Source organism: Gemmatimonadota bacterium, from assembly GCA_026706845.1.
GTDB lineage: Bacteria > Latescibacterota > UBA2968 > UBA2968 > UBA2968 > VXRD01.
This window is the reverse complement of the sequence record JAPOXY010000208.1, coordinates 1-19,764: the sequence shown is the minus strand read 5'-3', so window position 1 is coordinate 19,764 and position 19,764 is coordinate 1. Positions and strand designations below refer to the sequence as shown.

The following is a 19,764-nucleotide window of genomic DNA, read 5'->3' as shown; positions in this document are numbered from 1 at the left end:
CCGATGACCCTCACTACGGCGATCAACGTAGCCTTCAGACCATCGATTGGGAGCTATTGCAACAAAATCTCGGTCCCGTTCGAGAACAGATCATTGTCGCGATCATTGATTCTGGCGTCGATTACAACCACGAAGACTTGCGCGATAATATCTGGCACAACGCAGCAGAAGTAAACGGCATGTCTGGCGTTGATGACGATGGGAATGGGTATATCGACGATATAAGGGGGTGGGATTTTACCCATGCGCCCGGGTTGCCGGGAATGGGCGATTATCTCAGGCGCGACAACGATCCACAGGATGAATCGTCGCACGGTACGCGCGTTGCTGGTATTGTTGCAGCTACGGTGAATAACAATCGAGGTATTGTCGGTGTTGCACCCAATGCACAGCTTATGGCACTGCGAGCGGGGTTGAGACGACTTGGAGGCATTGGCTTTCTCGAAGAAGATGATATCGCTGCGGCTATTCTCTATGCCGTGGAAAATGGCGCGCATGTTGTCAATATGAGTTTGGGTGGACCCGAGCGCACGTTTATCCTGGGCGATGTAATCCAATATGCACACGCTCAAGGCGTTGTGCTCGTCGCCTCGGCAGGCAATTCGGGCGATGAGTTGGGGTATCCCGCGGGCAATCACTATACGATTGCCGTAGGTGCGGTAAATCACGCCGATCGCCTGGCGGGCTTTAGCAGCACGGGCGCGTCGCTCGATCTGGTTGCGCCGGGGGTCAGTATTCTCAGCACACGTCTCGATAATCGCTATGCGTCTGGTTCTGGCACTTCTTTTTCCGCGCCTCACATATCCGGTTTGGCCGCGCTGATTCTCTCGCGTCGGCCCGATCTTTTGCCTCACTCTGTACGCAATTTGCTCATCGCATCTGCGATTGACCTGGGGCCGCCGGGGCACGATAATGACTACGGCGCAGGGCGCGTGAGTGGCGCGCAACTCGCAGACCGCCTGAGTACTTTCGATTCGCTGACCGTTGCGATTCGATCTCCCGCCAATGATGAGGGGGAAGATACCGCGTTCGATATTCGCGCTTCTGTTTCGGGCGCGCAGGTCACGGGTTATCGCCTGTCTTATGGCAGGGGGTACAATCCACAAACATGGACACGTCTCACAGAGGGGGCGCCCTCTCTGGACATTCGCCATACGTGGGATGTTTCTACCCTGGAAAATTCTGCCGCGGTTTTGCGACTTGAGGCAGAATTGTCGGATGGCGCAGTTGTGGAAGACCGCGTTCGCGTTGCTATTGAAAAAATAGCACCCTCTATTACCGCGCTCGCCTGTGGCGATGTATTGGAGGACGACCGCCGCGTTTTTGAATGTCGCTGGCGAACCGATCAACGCGCACACGGGGGTATTGCTTATCGCTATGGAGCGAATTTTGATACTCTGTACACCGGCCTGGTGCAAAACAAACACCGCGTTGTTCTGCCCCACACATTGCCTGCGGGTGTTGTGACATTTCACGTTTTGGCCGATGGAGAGAACAATATTCGCGCGGTGCATCCAGCGCAGACAATTGATTATGTTCCTTTTCGCGTCCCACAAAATGGCTTTGTGGAAAGGGGCACATTGCCCGATGGCTTTTTGCCCGACCGCGCGTCGGATTTCGACCGCGATGGCAGGCTGGAAATCGCGCTTATGCCCTATGTTGGAGGCGGTTCTTATGGGCCAGTGCATATTTACGAACGCCAGGCGGATGGTACATTTATCGATGAATTTCAAAGCGATGAGCGTTTTTTGCCCTGGGCAATTGGCGATATTACAAATGATGGGACCGATGATTTATTGGGCGTGACTTATGAGCGTCTTGTGCTTTTTACAGATAGTTTCTCCAATCCCTATCCCGCGCAGGTGGAATTTGAACAGCGCGACACCTGGGGCGGCGATTTTGCCGATGTGGATGGCGATAGCATTCCCGATATTATCGCTCGCGCAGGCGATCAGCGCGGTATCCGCGTGATTCGCAATCTCGGCAGTGTGATCCGCGAGGAGACGTTTCTTGTGGATCCCTCGGAAGGTGGTGGAGACCCCGGTCCGCGCTTTGTAGTTGCGGACTTTGATCGAGATGAACAGCGAGAAATTCTCGCTGGCGATGCCGATGGAGATCTCTGGATGTACGAATATCGTGCGGGAAGATACGTGCAGACATGGTATTTGCCAGGCGATGGGGATGCGCGATGGATTGGTGGGGGTATGGATTTGGATGGCGATGGATTGGTTGAATTTGCCGTTGCTCGCGCGTACACAGATGCGTATGAGGCTTCCAATGGTTTCTGGAAGTTGGAGATTTACAGCATGCGTGCGCCCGATACTTATGAACGAGAATGGACGACGAGGATCCACGGGGTGGCGACTACGGGCAATGGGATTTCAACAGGGGATGTCGATGGGGATGGCCTTGCTGATCTGATAGTATGCCTGCGCCCCGACCTCTACGCTTTTCGCGCTGTAAAACCCGATCACTATCGCCCGATATGGCATACGCCAGTGGGGTTGATGCGCCGCGCACTCATTGCGGATCTGGACAAAGATTTTCGCTATGAATTGCTTTTTAATTTTGATGGCGCAGTACATATTGTTGAACGCGATGAACCGCCGATTGCAGTGGGGTCGCCACAGATTATACGCGCGCGGCCTCTGGGTCCAACCCGCGTTGAAATAGACTGGATGCAGGTGCCCGATGCGTCTTCCTACCAGATTTATCGCGCTGTTGGCGATGGCGCGCTCGATTATTTTGATGAGATCAGCGACCGCACGGTGTATATTGATTCCTTGCTGACCGAAGGCCAGACCTATCGCTACCAGATTGTCGCCGTGGCCGATCAGGACCTTCGCTCGGGTATTGTATCTCTCACGCCGAACCGCGCGCCAGAAGTCGTGCGCGTTGAAACACTATCGGACAACCAGATTCAAATTTTCTTTTCGGAAGAGATGGGCTCAGATGCGGCCTTGCCGTCGAGTTATCTGCTCGGGGGTATTGGGCAACCCACATCTGTGATTCTCGATCGGCAAAATACCCGGGTAGTTTTGTCCTTTGCCGTGCCGTTTCCCGTTCGATACACACTGACTATTCTCAATACTTCTGATGCGAGTGGCATACCTCTTGGACTGATAACTATTTCAGATACTGTTGACCCAGACCTTCTCGCGCGGGCCGATGTCGATGGCAGTGGTGTTGTCGATTTCGCAGATTTCCTATCTTTTGTTCGCGCATTTCAAACTTCTGATTCCACATTTGATTTTGACGGAGATGGCATCGTCACGTTCTCCGACTTTCTCATCTTTGCCAGTCTTTTTGGTCGAAAGGTTGGGGCTGGGGGCTAAGGTTATGAATATTGGTATTCCCAAACGCGCGTTTTTTCAGGTGGCTTTTCCCTGTGTGTTTCGCGCAGATGCCCCGGTGATTGATGGGGTACTCAGTGACTGGAAGGCGACTTATCTGGTGCCTGATTTGACCGGGGTTGAGGGAAAAAATCCCTTTGCCGATGTGTATATGGCCTGGCACGATACCGGGTTGTTTTTTGCCGTTGACGTGAAAGGTGGTGGTGGGCGTGCGCCCGATGTCCACCGTCCATTGCGCGGTGATGGATTTCAGGTGTGGATTGACACGCGCGATGTGCGTAATGCGCCTCGGGGAAGCCGTTACTGTCATCATTTTTGTTTTTGGCCGGGCAAGGGCAAGGGGCGAGCCGGGGGAAGGCAGTTCCGTTTGCGACGGGCGAGAGCACATCCGAGATTGTGCGATCCCGAGCGTCTAAAGGTGGCTTCAAAGGTGCTCAAAACGGGGTATCGTCTGGAAGCTCATATTCCCGCTACTGCAATGACCGGGTTTGATCCCGATGAGAATAATCGGATCGGTTTTACTTATTTGCTGCGCGACAAAAATCTGGGGCGACAAGTTTGGACGGCAGAAGAGATTTTGCCCGTGTCTTATGATCCGAGTTTGTGGGGTACAGCGGAATTGGTGAGGTGAGAGTTAAAAGATGGGGAGGAGGTTTGTATTTCGCCAAAGAGTTTTGTATATTGGGAGTGTTGAATGGGGAGATGGATTTGTATTCGAGGTTGGTAGCCATGGCACAAGATAGCGAACTTTCTCAAGACCTCACCGATCGCGTGGAGCGTTTGGAGTCGCTGTTGGCAATTAGTCGGTTGATGAATGCGACGTCAAACCAGGGGCGGTTGATCAGTGGTATTGCACATGAAATCTCCACGTATTTGGAGGCGGAACAGTGTTCGATTTTTTTTCACAACCGCCTGACGGATGAGCTATATACGCATGTTGGTGCGGGTGTCGAAAAAGACACGCAGGTGAGAATCCCGAGCAATAGGGGTATCGCGGGGCATGTGTTTAATAGCGGCGATGTACGAAATGTTTTAGATACCTCCAAAGATCCTTTATTTTCCAATGTGCTTGGGTATGAAACGCATACTATGCTGGCTTTTCCGCTGCACAACAGACGCGGAGAGGTGATAGGCGTGCTGGAACTCCTGAACAAGAAAGACGATCCGGGGTATTTTACAAAAGATGATGAGGATTTTTTGCACGAGGTGGCCGCGCAAATCGGTGGGTTGGTCGATATGATGTTGCGGCGCGAGGAGATGGCCCACCGCAATGAGTTGCTCGAAGCACAGATGGAGCGTTTGTCGGGATTTGAGCATCTGGTGGAAGATCGTACGGTTATCAATACCGTGTTTAAGTACAATCGCAAGATACACTATTGGGCCGGGCTCGTCGGCATGATTTTGTTGGCAGTGATGTCTATTACCTCTCTGGTGATGGTGCGATCTGCTGATTTTCGGAAAATCATGCTGGAGTTGCATTCGGGGGTTATTTTTGCGGGTGCTAGCAACGCGTATATTTATACCGATATCGTTGCCTATGTTACGTTGACAATTTGTCTTTCTGGTTTTCTGATGTATGCCTATCCGCCGCTGAACCGCTGGATGAGGGCTAAAAAGGATCGGCTTTCGCGATTTATGATTCAAGCGGGGGTGCGTCAGCACAATCAAAATCGCCGGGTTCAAGAGGGGTTGCGAAAAGTACTGGGGGGACGAGATAACCCATCTGGAAAAACTTGATTTTGTGTTCGGAAAAGTTTATTATCATGGTCCGCGATATGAAACGAGAAAGGAAATAGGAGGAAGTAATGCGCTATTTGAGGTTTATGGCTTTGGGTTCGGTAATTTTAGGTGTTGTGATGGCTGGTATCGCTGGCTGTGGTGGAGGTAACGAACAGTCGGATAATAATCTGCCAGTGAGACGTGCGAAAATGCGCGAGATTAAGCTGAGTACAGACCGTATTATGGTCGCGCTGAAAAACGAGACGGTTGAGGGGGTTGCCGACGATGCCGAGAAGATTCAGGATGCGTTGAAAGCGGTGATTGATCTCTATCCGCCAGAACACGAAGAAAAGTACACGATTTACAACCAGGCATCTCAAACACTGGCTTTGGGGATTGCATCGGCTGCCAAGGCGGGAAATGTCAAAGAGGCAAATAAGAAGTTCCGTGCCATGGTACCTTATTGTGGCAAATGTCACGAAGATTGTGCGTTTTTGCTGGCTCCCGCATTTCCGGAGTATGAAGACGTAAGCGAATAAAAATCAAGAATAAAAAAAGCGCCAGCTTAATGAGCTGGCGCTTTTTTTTGTATTTTGTGATCAGAACCGCCAGATTTTCAGGGCGGTTTTTCCGAATATCCATTCTCTGTCTTCTTCGCTGAGGTCAGACAGATAATCCATCGGGACTTTGAGGCTGTTGTCATAGCCTTCGCGTCTGCTCACAGGGGGATAATCGCTTCCCCACATGACTCTATGAGGACCGAAGGCTTCGATGGCCATGTCGGCGAGTGGGGGGATGGGGTCAAAGGGCAGGGGGACGGGACAGATTTCGCCGAATCCGGGAAGTTTGATAGACAGATTGGGGTGTTCCGCGAGTTCGAGGATTTTTTTGAACGTGTCATAAGGGGGCTGCTGGCCTTCGCCGATGCCCGCGAGGTGTTCGATTACCATGGACAGATTTGGAAATTCTCTGAGTACTTCTGCAAATTCATCGCTCAGAAGGCTCTGGGGACTGCTCGGCGCACTGACGACGAGATTGAGTTCGGCTGCAGTGCGCCACTGTGCGAGGGGATCGGCGCAATCGGCGCGGCTATTTGCCGGAAGGCGAATGCCCACGATGCCCCGTTCTGCCCATCGTCGCATGGCTGTGCCATCGTCTGTTGGTTCAACGATCATGGCCGCTTGAAATTTTCCTGGATGTGCCGCCATGCTGTCGAGCATGTACTGGTTATCCGAGTTCCCCGCGTACTGGATGAATACGGCGCAATCGACACCGGATGTGTTCATGTGGTAGAGCAGAGATCCGATGGGTTCGTATTTGTGAAGTCCAATGTGGCAGTGTGTATCGACAATGGTCATTGTGTTTTTGCTCCGAAGGGGTGGGATCAAAACAATGCGCCCTGTTCGGGCGGTTGTGCGGGTTTCAGGCAGTCGGGAGTGTCATTCCTCGGATTATTGACAAGGGTGGAAACGGGATGTGCGTTCATCTCTTGTGCAGAATAGGGAATGAGGAGTTCCTGGAGGTCCGTTCTTTCTTCTGGGTCGAGCCAGAGATCATATACATCAGCCGGGAGGATAACGGGCATGCGATTGTGAATCGGTGCCATCAGGTGGTTGGGCTCGGTTGTGATTATGGTGCAGGATTGGATGTGTTGTCCTTCAGGTGAATGCCACGATTCCCATAGGCCAGCAAAGGCAAAGGGTGCGCCGGATTTGAGCGCGATGTACATGGGAGTTTTGGTTCTGCCGTCGGGATTGCGTTGCCATTCGTAAAATCCCGTTGTGGGAATCAGACATCTCCGTCTTTTGAAGGCCGTGCGAAATGAGGGTTTTTCCGCAAGGGTTTCGCCCCGTGCATTGATGAGTCTGTTGCCAATTTTGTGATCTTTTGCCCACGATGGAATAAGCCCCCATTTGAAGGTGTCTGCCCTCGGCTCGGCAGTGTTGGCAATCGCCGTGATGTCCTGGCCCGGTGCGATATTGTATCTCAAGGGTATCTCGTTGGGAAAAACAACCTGTGGAAATGCGAGTTGATTTTCATCGTGTTGAGCAGCATAAACAAATCGACCGCACATGATATGATTCCTTGTTCATAGTTCGTAGATTATCTTTTCAAATATGTATAGTCTCTTCTCGCCAAATGTCAAGGTCTTTCCCGTAATAATTTTTTCTTGCTCGTGGACGGGTGTCTCATTACATTGAGCCGCGTTTTGATAGATTGATCTTACATATTTTTGATTGGAGGGATGTTATGGCAGCAGAGCTGGGTTTTGGCGTTGTTGGACTGGGTATGGGTACGAACCACTGTCGGTCTGTCACACGGGCTAATGGCGCGAAGTTAGTGGCTGTGTGTGATGTGGATGAGGAGCGTCTGGGACCGACGGCTGAGGAATACGGATGCAAGGCTTATACGAGTTATGAAGAGATGCTTCAGGACGATGAGGTTCAGGTTGTCAATATTTGCGTTGAGTCTGGCAAACACGCCGCGCTGGGTATTCGGGCAGCAGATGCGGGAAAGCACATGATCGTTGAGAAGCCCGCGGATATTACGCCTGAGCGCGTCGATCAATTAATTGGTGCGGTGAAGGATGCCGGGGTAAAGGTCGGATGTATTTTTCAAGCGCGTCTGGAACCTCTAAACAGGCGGATTAAAGATGCGGTTGATAGCGGCAAGCTGGGCAAGTTGATTGGTGTTCACGGCCATTTGCCCTGGTATCGCGCGGATAGCTATTATCAGGGCGCACATGGATCGTGGAAGGGAACGTGGGATCTCGATGGGGGAGGCTCGCTGATGAATCAGGGCGTGCATACCGTCGATTTAATTCAGTGGCTTGCAGGTGGTGTCGAGTCTGTGATGGGTATGTTCGGCGTTTTTGGACACGATATTGAAGCTGAAGATCAGACTGTGGCGTTGTTCAAATTTAAGAATGGCGCGATTGGCACGGTTTATACAACGACCTGCTGCTATCCCGGACTTCCTCAACTGGTGACTATTTACGGCGAGAATGGGTCGATTATGAAAGATGCCTCAAAGTTGATTTCCTGGAAAATTCAGGGGGAGAACGAGGCAGAAGAAGAAGCAGAGATGCTGGGTTTTTACGGCGATCAGGAAGACAAGCAGAAGAATATTTCAGCAGATCCGCTGGCTGTCAGTTCCGATGGGCACACGTTGATCATCGAAGACCTCGTTGGGGCGATTAATGAAGACCGCGAGCCTATGATTGGCCTTGAAAGTGCACGCCATGCCGTGGAAATTATTACTGCGGTGTTTGAATCCGGGCGCACGGGACGGGAAGTTAAGGTGGGGTAGCATAAATTTACCGTCAAAAATCAAAAAGCCAGATATTCTGTCTGGCTTTTTTTATGAATTGTAGCCGGGGAATGCCTCTGCCATCGCCGCTTTGTCTGTACCTGCGAATAGCCGATCTCCGGTGTGTATCAGTGGACGACGTATCAGCCGTGGCTGTTCAGCCATGAGGCGAATCAGTTCGTCTGGGGACACATCATCCCGGTCGAGTTTCAGCGTCCGAGCCGAAGGACTCCGCCACGAAAATATGTCGGATGGGGTTGTGTCGCCGAGTAATTCCCGGAGTTCTTCCTCTGAGAATTCATCTTTGAAGAAATCCCTTTCCTCTACATTCACACCTTCTCGTGAAAGCCACGCTTTCACCTTGCGACAGGTGCTTCATCTGTACCAGGTGTAAAAGCTGATTTTAGACATTGATATCTCCTGTATGTTCCATTATTTACATAGAGACGCCCAGAAGTCCTCGGGTAAATTGGAAGTCTATATTACCTGTTTGGGGTGTTTTGGGCGTGTATTGGCGAGAGGCGACGGCGATGATCTGGCGCAAGAGGGCGTCGGCATTGTGTTTGGGGTCGGTGTTGAAGATGAGGTCAAAGTCATCGCCGCAGGACTGAGCGATACGATCTTCGGCGGTTGTTTGAAGCATGGGGGTGAGGGGATGGCCCTGCAAGGGGTGATCGCCCGAGTAGGCGACGATGAGGTGGACGCCTGTTCCGCCCAATCCCGTGAGGGTTTCGACCCAGTGGTCGGTCTGGCTGTCCATAATGTGATAGCCAGGTTGGGTGGGATTTTGCCCGTGTGCAAGAGTGGGTGCAGGTGGCGTGTCGCCCAGAACTTCGGATAGATATATGGGATGAGACAGAAAACTCGCATTGTCGGGTACAATGAGCGTGACGCCTGTGCCGATCAGAGTTTGAGAGAACATGGCGAGGGATTGCGCGGCTATATCGGAAATAGAACCAGAAGCGTGAAGACCGACGCTGAGTGCGGACAGGCTGGCGGGAGTGATTTCAGGGGGAGGCGTCTGCGCGAACTGGTCGAAAAAATAGGCTTCGACCTTGTCGAGAACGGCCTCGATACCGCCGTCGAGTTGCACACTGGCCCATCCAAACGCACCGGGGCTGATCCCCCTGTCATCCAGTGCGTGCCGTATATAGTCGTTGTGGGTCTTTTCACAGCCGTGTTCCAATAACAGACCTGTGTGTACGAGGGGGTGGGTGAGGTAGCCGAGCATAGTGCGCGTGTAGAGGCGTTCGGTGGCTTCTCCCGATACGCCGCATCCTTCGGTGTGCGGGAGGGCGACAAAGCGCGAGACACCCTTATCGAGGCCCAGGCCCTTTTCTGTGAGGCGTTTTGCCGCCATCAGCGCAATTTGTCCCGAACACAGGCTGGTGGGGAGAATAAGGCCCAGGCGATCGGTTGTAAATCCGTCCCGGGTGCGAATGGCTTGAAATTGGTGTTCATCAGCGTCCAATGTCTGGATAGGGAGGGGTATGCCCTGGGGGTCTGGCCGGTTCTCGAGGTTGAGCAGGTGATCTGTTGAGGTCTGTCGCCAGGTGCGCCATATCGAGACTTGCGCGTGTGCGGCTTTTTCGCCTTTGCTGCGTTCTCCCGAGGCGATTTTGCAGGTCAGGTCAAACATATCGCTGCCGAGGTCGTCCATGGAGGTGCCGTCCAGATATGCACCCGCGTTGACATCCATATCTTTACTGAGTAGATGATAGCGTTCGGATGTGGTCACAATTTTGATGGTGGGCACAAAGGGGAAGTTTGTGATTGAGCCATTGCCCGTGATAAAGAATATCATGTTACATCCGGAGGCTACTTGTCCGGCGATGCTTTCGAGATCATTGCCAGGGCTGTCCATGAAATAGTACCCCGGATCGGTCATTGGTGCCGCGTAATCAATGACTGAATCGAGACGGACATCCGGATGGCGTTTCATGGCCGCGCCAATTGATTTGAGTACGATGTTGTAAAGGCCTCGAAATTTGTTGCCTCCGGAAGGATTGCCTTCTGCTGTTGTGCCGTGCCATGCAGCGAGGGTTTTATAGGCTTCTACTTTGTCGAGGAAGCACTGGGCGACATCGTAAGACGATACATTTTGGAGGACATAGGACTCTGCGCCGATGAGTTCATCGGTTTCTGCGAGGTTGGCAGATCCGCCATGGCGAATGATTTCTCTCGCCACCCACGAAGCCAATGGGTTGCCAGAGATACCCGAGAATGCGTCTGATCCGCCGCATTGTAGCGCGATTTTGATGTGCGATAGGGGTTCGGGTGTGCGGGCTATTGCCTGGACTTGTGGCAGCCATTTGGCAATGATGTTTTCACCCTGTTTTAGCGCGTTTTCAAAGCTGTCCTCAAGCGTGAGAAAGTGGTGCAGAACGTGGTCAATGGGGTAGTTGTTTTGCGCGAGAAATTCCCGAAGGTGCTGGTTGGTGATGGCTTCGTGACCGTAGTCGATTGCGAGTACTGCACCGACGTTTGGATGTACTGCAAATCCGGCGAGTGTACGCAATAAGAGGTCTTTGTTATTGGGGATTTCAGTGCCGCCGCCTTCTGTGTGGGCAACTGCAACAATGTCATCAATGTTATGGTAATCCTGTATATGATTTTTTAATCGCGCTTCGAGTTGTTTGGCATAACTCGCTGTGCGAGAAGATGTTCCCATTATAACAATATTATTTCGCGTACCTACGCCTCGGCCTCCCAATCTTCTGTAACCCTGAAAAATGCCGCACGGATCATAGCGTTTGACTTGCGCGCCTGCTTCAAAAGTGTCGGCATCGATCTGGTGCGGAACAATGCGATCTTCAAAGTTGGGCACGTCTGGAAGCTCAAAGTCGAGATCGCGGAGTTTGAGAGCGCCGAGGATCTCCGGGTTGCAGACGTAATCTCCGGGAGAGATATGGCGCGTTGCTATGCCAAAGGGCAAGCCCCACGAGAGTAGGGGGGCGCCAGGCGCAATGGGTTGGAGGGCAAAGCGATGGCCTTCGAGGATGGTGTGCCGAAGTTCGAAGGTGCGACCTGAATGGATGATCTGTGTGCCTCTGTTCAGTTTTTGTGTCGCAATGCCGACATTGTCTCCCGGGAGAGGGAGACGACCGATTTCAGAAAATTTATGGGTCATGGGTTGCGTTCCTTTGAAAAGTTTGTTCACAGTTATACGTAAAAGAAAAAATGATGTCAAGTTTCATATAAAAAAGACCTTGACATATCACTTACATTTGGTTTATGTTTCTATCAGTTGTTTTATTAGCAAAACATCGGTTAAATGGCTAAACGCACTGTTCGAGGGGGGTGGTCATATGATGGCATCAGATGTATGGAAAGAATACGAGAGCAATGAGATTTCTCATAGTGTTGCCCATCATCTAACTGCCATTCACGAGTTGATGGGTGACCTGGGCTATGCACGGGTTTCTGATGTGGCGCGTGCGCTGGAGATCACCCGGGGCAGTGCATCGCTGACGCTCAAAGCCCTCAAGGCGCGCGGGTTGGTCGTGGAAGATCACAATAAGTTTTTGAAATTGTCTGAAGATGGCCGCCGCATTGTCGATTCTATTTTAGCCAAACGCGCTGTTGTTCGCAAATTTCTCAACGAGGTGCTCAAGCTCGACGAGCATCAAGCCGAAGTGGATGCGTGCAAGGTCGAGCATCTTTTGAGCGCGCAGACTGGTGGGCAATTGCTACATTTTGTGCATTTCTTGCTCTCTGATGATCCCACTGCGCGACAATTTCTCTCTGAGTTCTGGTCCAGGCTGGATCAGAATGAGGATTGGCAGTGGCCCGTTCAGGATGTTGATCAATTATTCAATTTGGAGTCTCGATAATGGCTTATGCAATGGATGCTGCAACCCCACTTTCAATATGGAGCCGGGGTGATGAAGGTACTATTGAAGGGGTTTCAGGTGCCAATCAACTGGCGGCCCGACTGCGCGAGGTGGGAGCTATACCAGGTGTTCCCGTGCGCGTGTTGCGCGTTGGGCGCACTGTGGTGATTCAAGTGGGTAGCAGCAGATTTTGCTTGCGAAAAACCGATGCTGCATGCATCAAAGGAATGAAAGCGGCCTGATTTATTATGGTAATGGATATAGCGGGTCAAGAGCGACCTTATGTAGGGCGTGCCACGGTCGCTGTGGTTGGCAATCCCAATACGGGTAAGACAACGCTTTTTAATGCTCTGACAGGGCTTTCGCAGCGCGTGGGAAATTTTCCCGGCGTTACGGTTGAGCGCAAGGTTGGACAATTGTCATTGCCCAACGCAGGTGCGATTGACCTGCTGGATTTGCCCGGTACATACAGCCTTTCAGCCAAGTCTCCAGATGAACTTATTGCTGTTGAAGCACTGATGGGGTTGTTGAAGAGCGAGAGCACCATTCAAGCTGTGCTCGTGGTTCTCGACGCCAGCAATTTGAGACGCAGTTTATACATCGTATCTCAACTTCTCGAAATTGATTTGCCCCTGATTGTGGCCCTCAATATGTTAGATGTGGCCAAGGCCAGGGGCATTGTTATTGATGCGCCTGCTCTGAGCGAGCGTTTGGGCGTTCCAGTTATTCCCATACAGGCCAATAGACGCGTGGGACTCGATGAATTGAAAGGCGCTCTTTCTCGGATTGTTGAAAAGGGCGAGATTCCATCGCGCAGTCCGATATTGCCGCAATCCTGGTGGACGGACGCCGAGCAGTTGGCGCGAAAATACGAAGGTGTATCTATCGGCCTGGTGCTGCGTGTGTTGATTGACAATCAAAACGCGTTTGCATCCCATGTCGTGGAACGCTTTGGCGATGACTTTGCCGCTGATCTTCACGCGTTGCAAGCACAGATTAATGCGGATGATGCACTGGCGAATCGAGAGATCGAATTGCGCTATAGATGGATTGATGAGATTCTCGATGATGTGCTACGCGACCCCGAACCACTTCGCGTGACCCGTTCTGATCGACTGGATCGGATTTTGACCCATCCGCTGTGGGGTAGCCTGACGTTTGCTGTGATTATGGCCTTTGTTTTTCAATCGATTTTTTCGTGGGCAGTGCCCCTAATGGATGGCATTGACGCGTTGTTTGGAACGGTTGGAGGGTGGGCTTCGGGCTATCTGCCCGAGGGTGCGCTGCAAAGTATGGTGGTGGATGGGGTTATTGCCGGGGTGGGCGGCGTAGTCATTTTTTTGCCCCAGATCTGTATCCTGTTTCTCTTTATTGCCATACTGGAAGATTGCGGTTACATGGCCCGCGCTGCGCTGTTGATGGATCGCCTGTTAACGCCGTGTGGTTTGTCGGGGAAGTCTTTTATTCCTCTTTTGTCGAGTTTTGCCTGTGCGATTCCGGGGGTAATGGCTACACGAACGATCAATGACCCCAAAGATCGCATTGCCACCATGCTGGTCGCGCCATTGATGAGTTGCTCTGCGCGTTTGCCAGTGTACACGATTTTTATTGGGGCTTTTATTCCCGATCGAGATGTTTGGGGAGGGATTGGGGTGCAGGGGCTTACGCTTTTCGCGCTGTATTGCGTTGGTATTCTTGTGGCTATTCCCATTGCATGGATTTTAAAAAAGACGCTATTGAGAGGGCAGCCCACGCCTTTTTTGCTCGAGTTGCCGTCCTACAAAATACCAGATGTGGGTACTGTTGGGATGCGTATTTATCAAAGTGGGCGGCATTTTCTCGAAAGAGCCGGCACATTGATTCTCGCCGCGACGATTGTGATGTGGGCACTGGCGTATTTCCCACGGTCTGAAACAATTGCCGCGCATTACGAGGCCGAGCGCGAGCGATTGGTTGGGGCATCAGAAGAGGTTTTGAATGATTTGAGCGCGCAAGAGGCTGGCGATATGCTCAAGCAGAGTTTTCTTGGGCGGATGGGGCATGCTATTGAACCCGTTGTGGAGCCATTGGGATGGGATTGGCGGATTGGGATGGCGGCGCTGGCATCTTTTCCCGCACGAGAGGTGATTGTCGCGGTTCTGGGCACCATTTACAGTCTGGGAGAGGTGGATGAGGAATCGACGTCGCTCAGGGACGCACTACGGTCTGCGACCTGGTCTGATGGGCGAAAGGTGTTTAATATCCCGGTTGCGCTGTCTATTATGGTGTTTTTTGCACTGTGTGCACAGTGCGTTTCTACACTTGCGGTCATTCAACGCGAAACGGGCGCCTGGCGGTGGCCTGTGCTGACTTTTGTTTATATGACGGTGCTCGCCTATATCGGAGCTTTTGTGACTTATCGCCTTGGTATGGCGCTTGGATGGGGATAATGATATGACCGACTGGCAAAATTGGATCGCGGTTGCAGTAGCACTCTGGTGTGCCTATCGCGTTATTGGCGAGGTCGTAAGGCCGTTTTTGGCTTCGTCGTGTTCAGGCTGTGGCGGGGAAGCAAAGCACGAGGATTTGATAAAAATTGAATAAGCAGAGAAAAACGGACGTTTTGTTTTGTATAAAAACCCTTCAATCCAGTAGATTGAGGGTTTTTTCTTTTCTTGACCAGATCCATTGATTTTTATATTTTTAGTCTTGACTAAATTTTAGTTTAGCAGCAATATAAGAATTATTATAGGCATGTATAACGGAGGGTGTATGTACAAATTTTTCATTATAGCTGGCGTTTTGTTGCTGTGCGCGTGTGGTGGGGGCGAAACGCCGCCGGTTGAACAAGACAAAAGGCTGGTGGTGTGTACGACCGGGATGGTCGGCGATCTGGTGCGCCATGTTGCGGGGGATCGCGCTGAGGTGATTTCTCTGATGGGACCCGGGATTGATCCGCATTATTACAAGGCGACGCAGGGCGATTTGCAGAAACTGTCTCAAGCGGATGTGATATTTTACAATGGTCTCTTTCTGGAAGGCAAGCTGGAAGGTATTTTTGAAAAGATGGCGCGCAGCAAGACGGTGATTCCCGTGACGCGGGATATTCCCAAAGATAGGCTTCGGAAACCGGCTGCTGGACAAGGGGAGCACGATCCGCATATCTGGTTTGATGTCAGCATGTGGACAGAGACCCTGTCCGTAGTTGTCCAGACGCTTAGCGAGCGTGACGCCGATGGTGCAGGTGTGTTTCGCGCCAATGCCGAGGCTTATCGCAAGCAATTGCTCGATCTCGACACCTGGGCAAAAGCGCAGATTGCACGCATTCCCAGTGACCAGCGCGTGTTGATTACGGCACACGACGCCTTTGGATATTTTGGCCTTGCTTATGGTATTGAAGTGCGCGGGCTTCAGGGGATTTCGACTGTGGCCGAATACGGCGTCAATGATGTGTCTCTGCTGGTGGATTTTATTGTCAAACGACAGGTGAAGGCCATTTTTGTGGAAAGCAGTGTGCCCGAGCGTTCTATCAATGCCGTGCGCGAAGGGTGCAAGGCGCGAGGATGGAATGTTGCAATTGGTGGCACGCTGTATTCCGACGCGATGGGACCTGCGGGTAGTGGGGGCGATACGTACATCGGCATGGTGAGGTCAAATGTAAATACAATTGTCGAGGCGCTAAAATAATGTTACATGCAGTTGACGAATCGGTGACGCCCATTCATATCCACGATATGACGGTGGCGTATCACAAGAAACCCGTTCTGTGGGATGTCGATCTCGCTGTGCCAGAAAGTAAACTCGTGGGGGTTGTGGGTCCCAATGGCGCTGGCAAGAGTACGATGATCAAAGCCATTATGGATCTCGTGCCCAAGGCTTCGGGGTGGGTCCACATCTACGGCAAGCCCTATTCGCGCATGCGTCAGGCCATCGGCTATGTTCCGCAACGCGAGTCGGTGGATTGGGATTTTCCCATCAATGCCTTAGATGTGGTGCTTATGGGGCGTTATGGGCACGTAGGGTGGGTGAGGCGTCCGGATAAAATTGACAGAGAACTGGCTGAGGAAGCACTTGAAAAAGTCGGTATGACCGATTTTGGACATCGGCAGATCAATCAGCTTTCGGGTGGACAGCAACAGCGGGTTTTCCTGGCACGCGCTCTGGCGCAAGATGCACAAATTTATTTGATGGACGAACCCTTTGCCGGCGTGGATGCGGCAACCGAACGCGCCATTATCGACATTTTGATGGATCTGAGGGCGAAGAAAAAGACCATGCTGGTTGTACATCACGATTTGCATACGGTGAATCAGTATTTTGACTGGCTGGTTTTGATCAATATGCGAATCGTTGCTGCGGGTGAGACGGAAGATGTGTTTACAGAAGATAATTTGAACAAAACTTACGGCGGACGGTTGACGGTGCTTTCCGAAGCAGCGCAGGCTGTTGCCCATCATCGGCGGGGTTTATGAGGTGATTTGGGATGCGACATTTCAACTGGTTTTGCTCGGTTCTCTGTTGATCGGGGCGACATCGGGCACGCTGGGTGCATTTGCCGTGTTGCGCCGGCGCAGCCTTTTGGGCGATGCTCTGGCGCATGCTGCACTTCCGGGCGTTGCGCTGGCATTTCTGTGGACGCAGAGCAAGGCATTGCCCATTTTGCTGTTGGGCGCGACAGTTTCCGGTGTGGTGGGCGTGCTTATTATTGAGGCAATTGTCAATTACACGCGCATCAAAGCAGACGCTGCGCTGGGCATTGTGCTTTCGGTATTTTTTGGCGGGGGTATTGTATTGCTCACGCATATTCAGCAGAGTGAGGTGGGCAATCAAAGCGGTCTGGATAAGTTTCTTTTTGGGCAGGCGGCGTCTATTGTGCGCGCTGATCTGTATGTGATGTGCATTGTGTCTGTACTGGTTATGGTTGCGGTTTTTCTTTTTTTTAAGGAGTTCAAGGGACTCATTTTTGATGCAGAATTTTTATCTGCACTGGGATTTTCCCAGCATGTGGTCGATCTTTTGTTAATGGGGTTGATCGTGCTTACCGTTATGGTGGGGCTTCAAGCTGTGGGGGTTATTCTCATCGCTGCGATGTTGATTACCCCGGCTGCTGCTGCGCGGTTTTGGACAGATCGGCTGCATGTGATGGTGCTGGTGTCGGGCATTTTGGGTGCGCTATGCGGTGCGCTGGGGGTTGGCCTGAGCGCGCTGGCACCCCGAATCCCAACGGGACCGGTCATGGTGCTGGTTGCAACGGCTGCATTTCTCGTTTCTGTACTTATTGCCCCCAGGCGCGGGGTGCTCGCCAGGTGGGCACGGCTCAGGGCAAATGCATTGCGGGAAAATGGTCAGCATTTTTTGCGGGCATATCTCGCATTGCAGATGCAGGACAAGGGAGAGGTCGTGTTGGCGGACCTCGCCAGGGAGCTTCAGTTGCCGCTTTACCGCGTACGTCGGCTTGCAAAGCGTCTCGCGCGCGATGGGTGGGTGAACCTGCACAATGGTGCGTGTTCTTTGACGGAATTGGGACACAAAGAGGCGGTTTTTGTGGTCAAGTCCCATCAGCTATGGGAATATTATCTGGTTTATCGGTCTATCTTAGAGGAGGATCATGTGGATAGATCTGCCGATGAAGTCGAGCACATTTTAACGCCTGAGATTATTGAACAGCTCGAATCAATTCTGGCACAAGAAGATATAAGTGTTGTTGGAGATATCCACAAAACGCACAGTGGCTATCGGAGGACCGGTCAAGATGAGTGAGATATGGGGACCATTTTGGATTGTGCTTACAGGCGCGCTGGCCGGGGCTTCGTGCGGTTTGTTGGGCGCGTATCTCGTGTTGCGCAAGATGTCGCTTTTGGGCGATGCACTAAGCCATGCTGTTTTGCCGGGCATTGTTATTGCGTTTCTACTTTCGGGTAGCCGCGATGTGATTCCGATGTTTATCGGTGCTGCTATATGTGGCGTAATTGCCACGGTGTTGATTGAGACATTTCACCGCAGGTGGCGCGTGCAAGAAGACTCATCGATAGGCATTACTTTTACAGCGCTTTTCGCGCTGGGGGTTGTTTTGATCACGGCATTTGCCGGGCAGGTCGATCTCGATCAGGAATGCGTCCTTTACGGGGAGATCGCGTACACGCCCTGGGACCGCCTGTTCTGGGGAGAATGGGATTTGGGACCGCGTCCGATCTGGATTCTCGGAACGGTATTTGCGCTTAATATCGCGTTTGTTCTGGTGTTTTACAAAGAGCTTTTGATCGCGTCTTTCGACTCTGAGATGGCGCTTTCTGTAGGCGTGAGCGCTGCGCTGGTGCATTATATGTTGATGGGAGCCGTTTCTGTGACAACAGTGGCTGCATTCGAGTCCGTAGGAGCCATCCTGGTTGTGGCTATGCTGATCGTTCCCGGCGCTTCGGCTTATTTGTGGAGCGATCGGTTAAAAGTTATTTTGACGCTGTCTGCGCTTATGGGCGTTATTTCTGCAATAGCCGGATATTTTCTCGCAGGGATTTGGAATAGTTCTATTGCCGGGGCTATGGTTGTGGTTATGGGTGTGCTGTTTGCGCTTTCCCTGATTTTTGCACCCCACTATGGGTTGCTGGGGCGATTTGTGCGGCAGGTGCGACTCTCTCTGAGGGTTGCGCGAGATCACGTCTTGTTAAAGTTGCTCCGCGAGCGGGAATCACAACGCGTCTCTGCGCTCAGTTGGGGTGATCTGGTCGATACGGCTGCGCGTTGGGTGTCTGGTATTGCGATTCGATCATTGATCTGGCAGGGACTGATCAAGCGGGAAAATGGGCATTTTTCACTGGGGGAACAGGGCGTTGTACACGCGACCAGGTTGCTCCGCAATCACAGACTTTGGGAGTCCTACCTGAACCAACTGGGGCTTCCGCCAGATCATGTACATGCCCCTGCCGACGCGCTGGAACACTTTACAGATGATCATTTGCGGGAAGAAATTCTGGCGGCATTGCCCAATATCGCAACCGATCCGCAGGGCAAGCGCATTCCCGATGGATAGGATGTGCTTGCCTGTACGTGAGGTTTATCTTACTTTTTGTGATGGTTATTTGAGGAGATGAATATGATCAGTCAATCGTCACAGGATTATTTGAAAACGATCTACAAACTGACACACGGGCAGAATCCCGTCGCTTCTGTGACGACTTCTCTCATTGCAGAGCACAGGGCTGTTGCTCCCGCCTCGGTCACCAATATGCTCAAAAAACTCGCCGCGATGAAGCTGGTGGAACACACGCCCTATCAGGGCGTTGTACTTACATCGACGGGAAAACGCATTGCCCTTGAAGTTCTTCGCCACCACCGTTTGCTCGAGCTATATTTGTCAGAGGTGTTGGGATTTGATCTGGATAAGGTCGATGAGGAGGCGGATCGGTTGGAGCATGTGATTTCTGAGGAGTTTGAAGATAAAATTGATCGAATGCTGGGATATCCAACAGTCGATCCTCACGGCGCGCCGATTCCGCGCAAAGATGGTTCGATAGAATACGACCATTATCTGTGTTTGGCAGATATTCCAGCAGGAGAAAAGGTGCTCGTCAGAC

18 protein-coding genes and 1 pseudogene are annotated in these 19,764 nt (G+C 51.8%); 15 read left to right on the top strand and 4 right to left on the bottom strand.

The window, feature by feature from the left end; genetic code table 11:
• From OXG87_18865 to OXG87_18850, 4 genes are all read left to right on the top strand, one after another.
• The coding region (locus tag OXG87_18865; protein MCY3871614.1) for a S8 family serine peptidase at positions 1-3,335 on the top strand (3,335 nt) is incomplete at its 5' end.
• A 4-nt stretch (positions 3,336-3,339) separates the two neighbouring features.
• Positions 3,340-3,984, top strand: a complete 645-nt coding sequence (locus OXG87_18860; protein ID MCY3871613.1) for a hypothetical protein — start codon at positions 3,340-3,342, stop codon at positions 3,982-3,984.
• 98 nt (positions 3,985-4,082) lie between these two features.
• Positions 4,083-5,090, top strand: coding sequence for a GAF domain-containing protein (locus tag OXG87_18855; protein MCY3871612.1), 1,008 nt, complete (start codon positions 4,083-4,085; stop codon positions 5,088-5,090).
• Positions 5,091-5,158: 68 nt separating this feature from the next.
• Entirely contained in the window at positions 5,159-5,611 is a 453-nt protein-coding gene (locus tag OXG87_18850) for a hypothetical protein (GenBank protein ID MCY3871611.1), read from the top strand.
• A gap of 60 nt (positions 5,612-5,671) precedes the next feature.
• On the opposite strand, the gene OXG87_18845 is transcribed toward OXG87_18850, so the two are convergent.
• Positions 5,672-6,430 carry an amidohydrolase family protein gene (locus tag OXG87_18845; protein ID MCY3871610.1) on the bottom strand — a complete coding sequence of 253 codons (759 nt, stop codon included), beginning with the start codon at positions 6,428-6,430 and terminating at the stop codon, positions 5,672-5,674.
• A gap of 26 nt (positions 6,431-6,456) precedes the next feature.
• The gene (locus OXG87_18840) at positions 6,457-7,146 is read right to left on the bottom strand and encodes an SOS response-associated peptidase (GenBank protein ID MCY3871609.1); all 690 of its coding nucleotides are present in this window, start codon (positions 7,144-7,146) and stop codon (positions 6,457-6,459) included.
• Positions 7,147-7,322: 176 nt separating this feature from the next.
• On the opposite strand from OXG87_18840, the gene OXG87_18835 reads away from it, so the two are divergent.
• On the top strand, positions 7,323-8,381 hold the full coding sequence (locus OXG87_18835) for a Gfo/Idh/MocA family oxidoreductase (protein ID MCY3871608.1): 1,059 nt from the start codon (positions 7,323-7,325) through the stop codon (positions 8,379-8,381).
• 51 nt (positions 8,382-8,432) lie between these two features.
• Here OXG87_18835 and OXG87_18830 read toward each other — a convergent pair whose 3' ends face one another.
• On the bottom strand, positions 8,433-8,714 hold the full coding sequence (locus OXG87_18830; protein MCY3871607.1) for a hypothetical protein: 282 nt from the start codon (positions 8,712-8,714) through the stop codon (positions 8,433-8,435).
• A 103-nt stretch (positions 8,715-8,817) separates the two neighbouring features.
• Entirely contained in the window at positions 8,818-11,511 is a 2,694-nt protein-coding gene (locus OXG87_18825; protein MCY3871606.1) for a UxaA family hydrolase, read from the bottom strand.
• Between the two features lie 178 nt (positions 11,512-11,689).
• On the opposite strand from OXG87_18825, the gene OXG87_18820 reads away from it, so the two are divergent.
• From OXG87_18820 to OXG87_18775, 10 genes and pseudogenes are all read left to right on the top strand, one after another.
• Positions 11,690-12,214 (top strand): metal-dependent transcriptional regulator, encoded by a 525-nt coding sequence (locus OXG87_18820; GenBank protein MCY3871605.1) that lies wholly within the window; start codon positions 11,690-11,692, stop codon positions 12,212-12,214.
• Positions 12,214-12,456, top strand: a complete 243-nt coding sequence (locus tag OXG87_18815; protein ID MCY3871604.1) for a FeoA domain-containing protein — start codon at positions 12,214-12,216, stop codon at positions 12,454-12,456. Before OXG87_18820 ends, OXG87_18815 begins: the two co-directional genes overlap by 1 nt.
• Positions 12,457-12,462: 6 nt before the next feature.
• Entirely contained in the window at positions 12,463-14,643 is a 2,181-nt protein-coding gene (gene feoB, locus OXG87_18810; protein ID MCY3871603.1) for a ferrous iron transport protein B, read from the top strand.
• A gap of 4 nt (positions 14,644-14,647) precedes the next feature.
• Positions 14,648-14,797 (top strand): hypothetical protein, encoded by a 150-nt coding sequence (locus OXG87_18805; GenBank protein ID MCY3871602.1) that lies wholly within the window; start codon positions 14,648-14,650, stop codon positions 14,795-14,797.
• Between the two features lie 168 nt (positions 14,798-14,965).
• A complete protein-coding gene (locus OXG87_18800; protein ID MCY3871601.1) occupies positions 14,966-15,880 on the top strand; it encodes a zinc ABC transporter substrate-binding protein in 915 nt (304 codons plus the stop codon).
• 23 nt (positions 15,881-15,903) lie between these two features.
• On the top strand, positions 15,904-16,665 hold the full coding sequence (locus tag OXG87_18795; GenBank protein ID MCY3871600.1) for an ABC transporter ATP-binding protein: 762 nt from the start codon (positions 15,904-15,906) through the stop codon (positions 16,663-16,665).
• Positions 16,640-17,953 carry a metal ABC transporter permease gene (locus OXG87_18790; protein ID MCY3871599.1) on the top strand — a complete coding sequence of 438 codons (1,314 nt, stop codon included), beginning with the start codon at positions 16,640-16,642 and terminating at the stop codon, positions 17,951-17,953. The genes OXG87_18795 and OXG87_18790 overlap by 26 nt, the downstream gene beginning before the upstream one ends.
• Positions 17,946-18,839: pseudogene (locus OXG87_18785) on the top strand (metal ABC transporter permease). Before OXG87_18790 ends, OXG87_18785 begins: the two are co-directional and overlap by 8 nt.
• Positions 18,816-19,220, top strand: coding sequence for a hypothetical protein (locus OXG87_18780; protein MCY3871598.1), 405 nt, complete (start codon positions 18,816-18,818; stop codon positions 19,218-19,220). Before OXG87_18785 ends, OXG87_18780 begins: the two are co-directional and overlap by 24 nt.
• Before the next feature lie 63 nt (positions 19,221-19,283).
• On the top strand, positions 19,284-19,764 hold a 481-nt coding region (locus OXG87_18775; protein MCY3871597.1), incomplete at its 3' end, for a metal-dependent transcriptional regulator.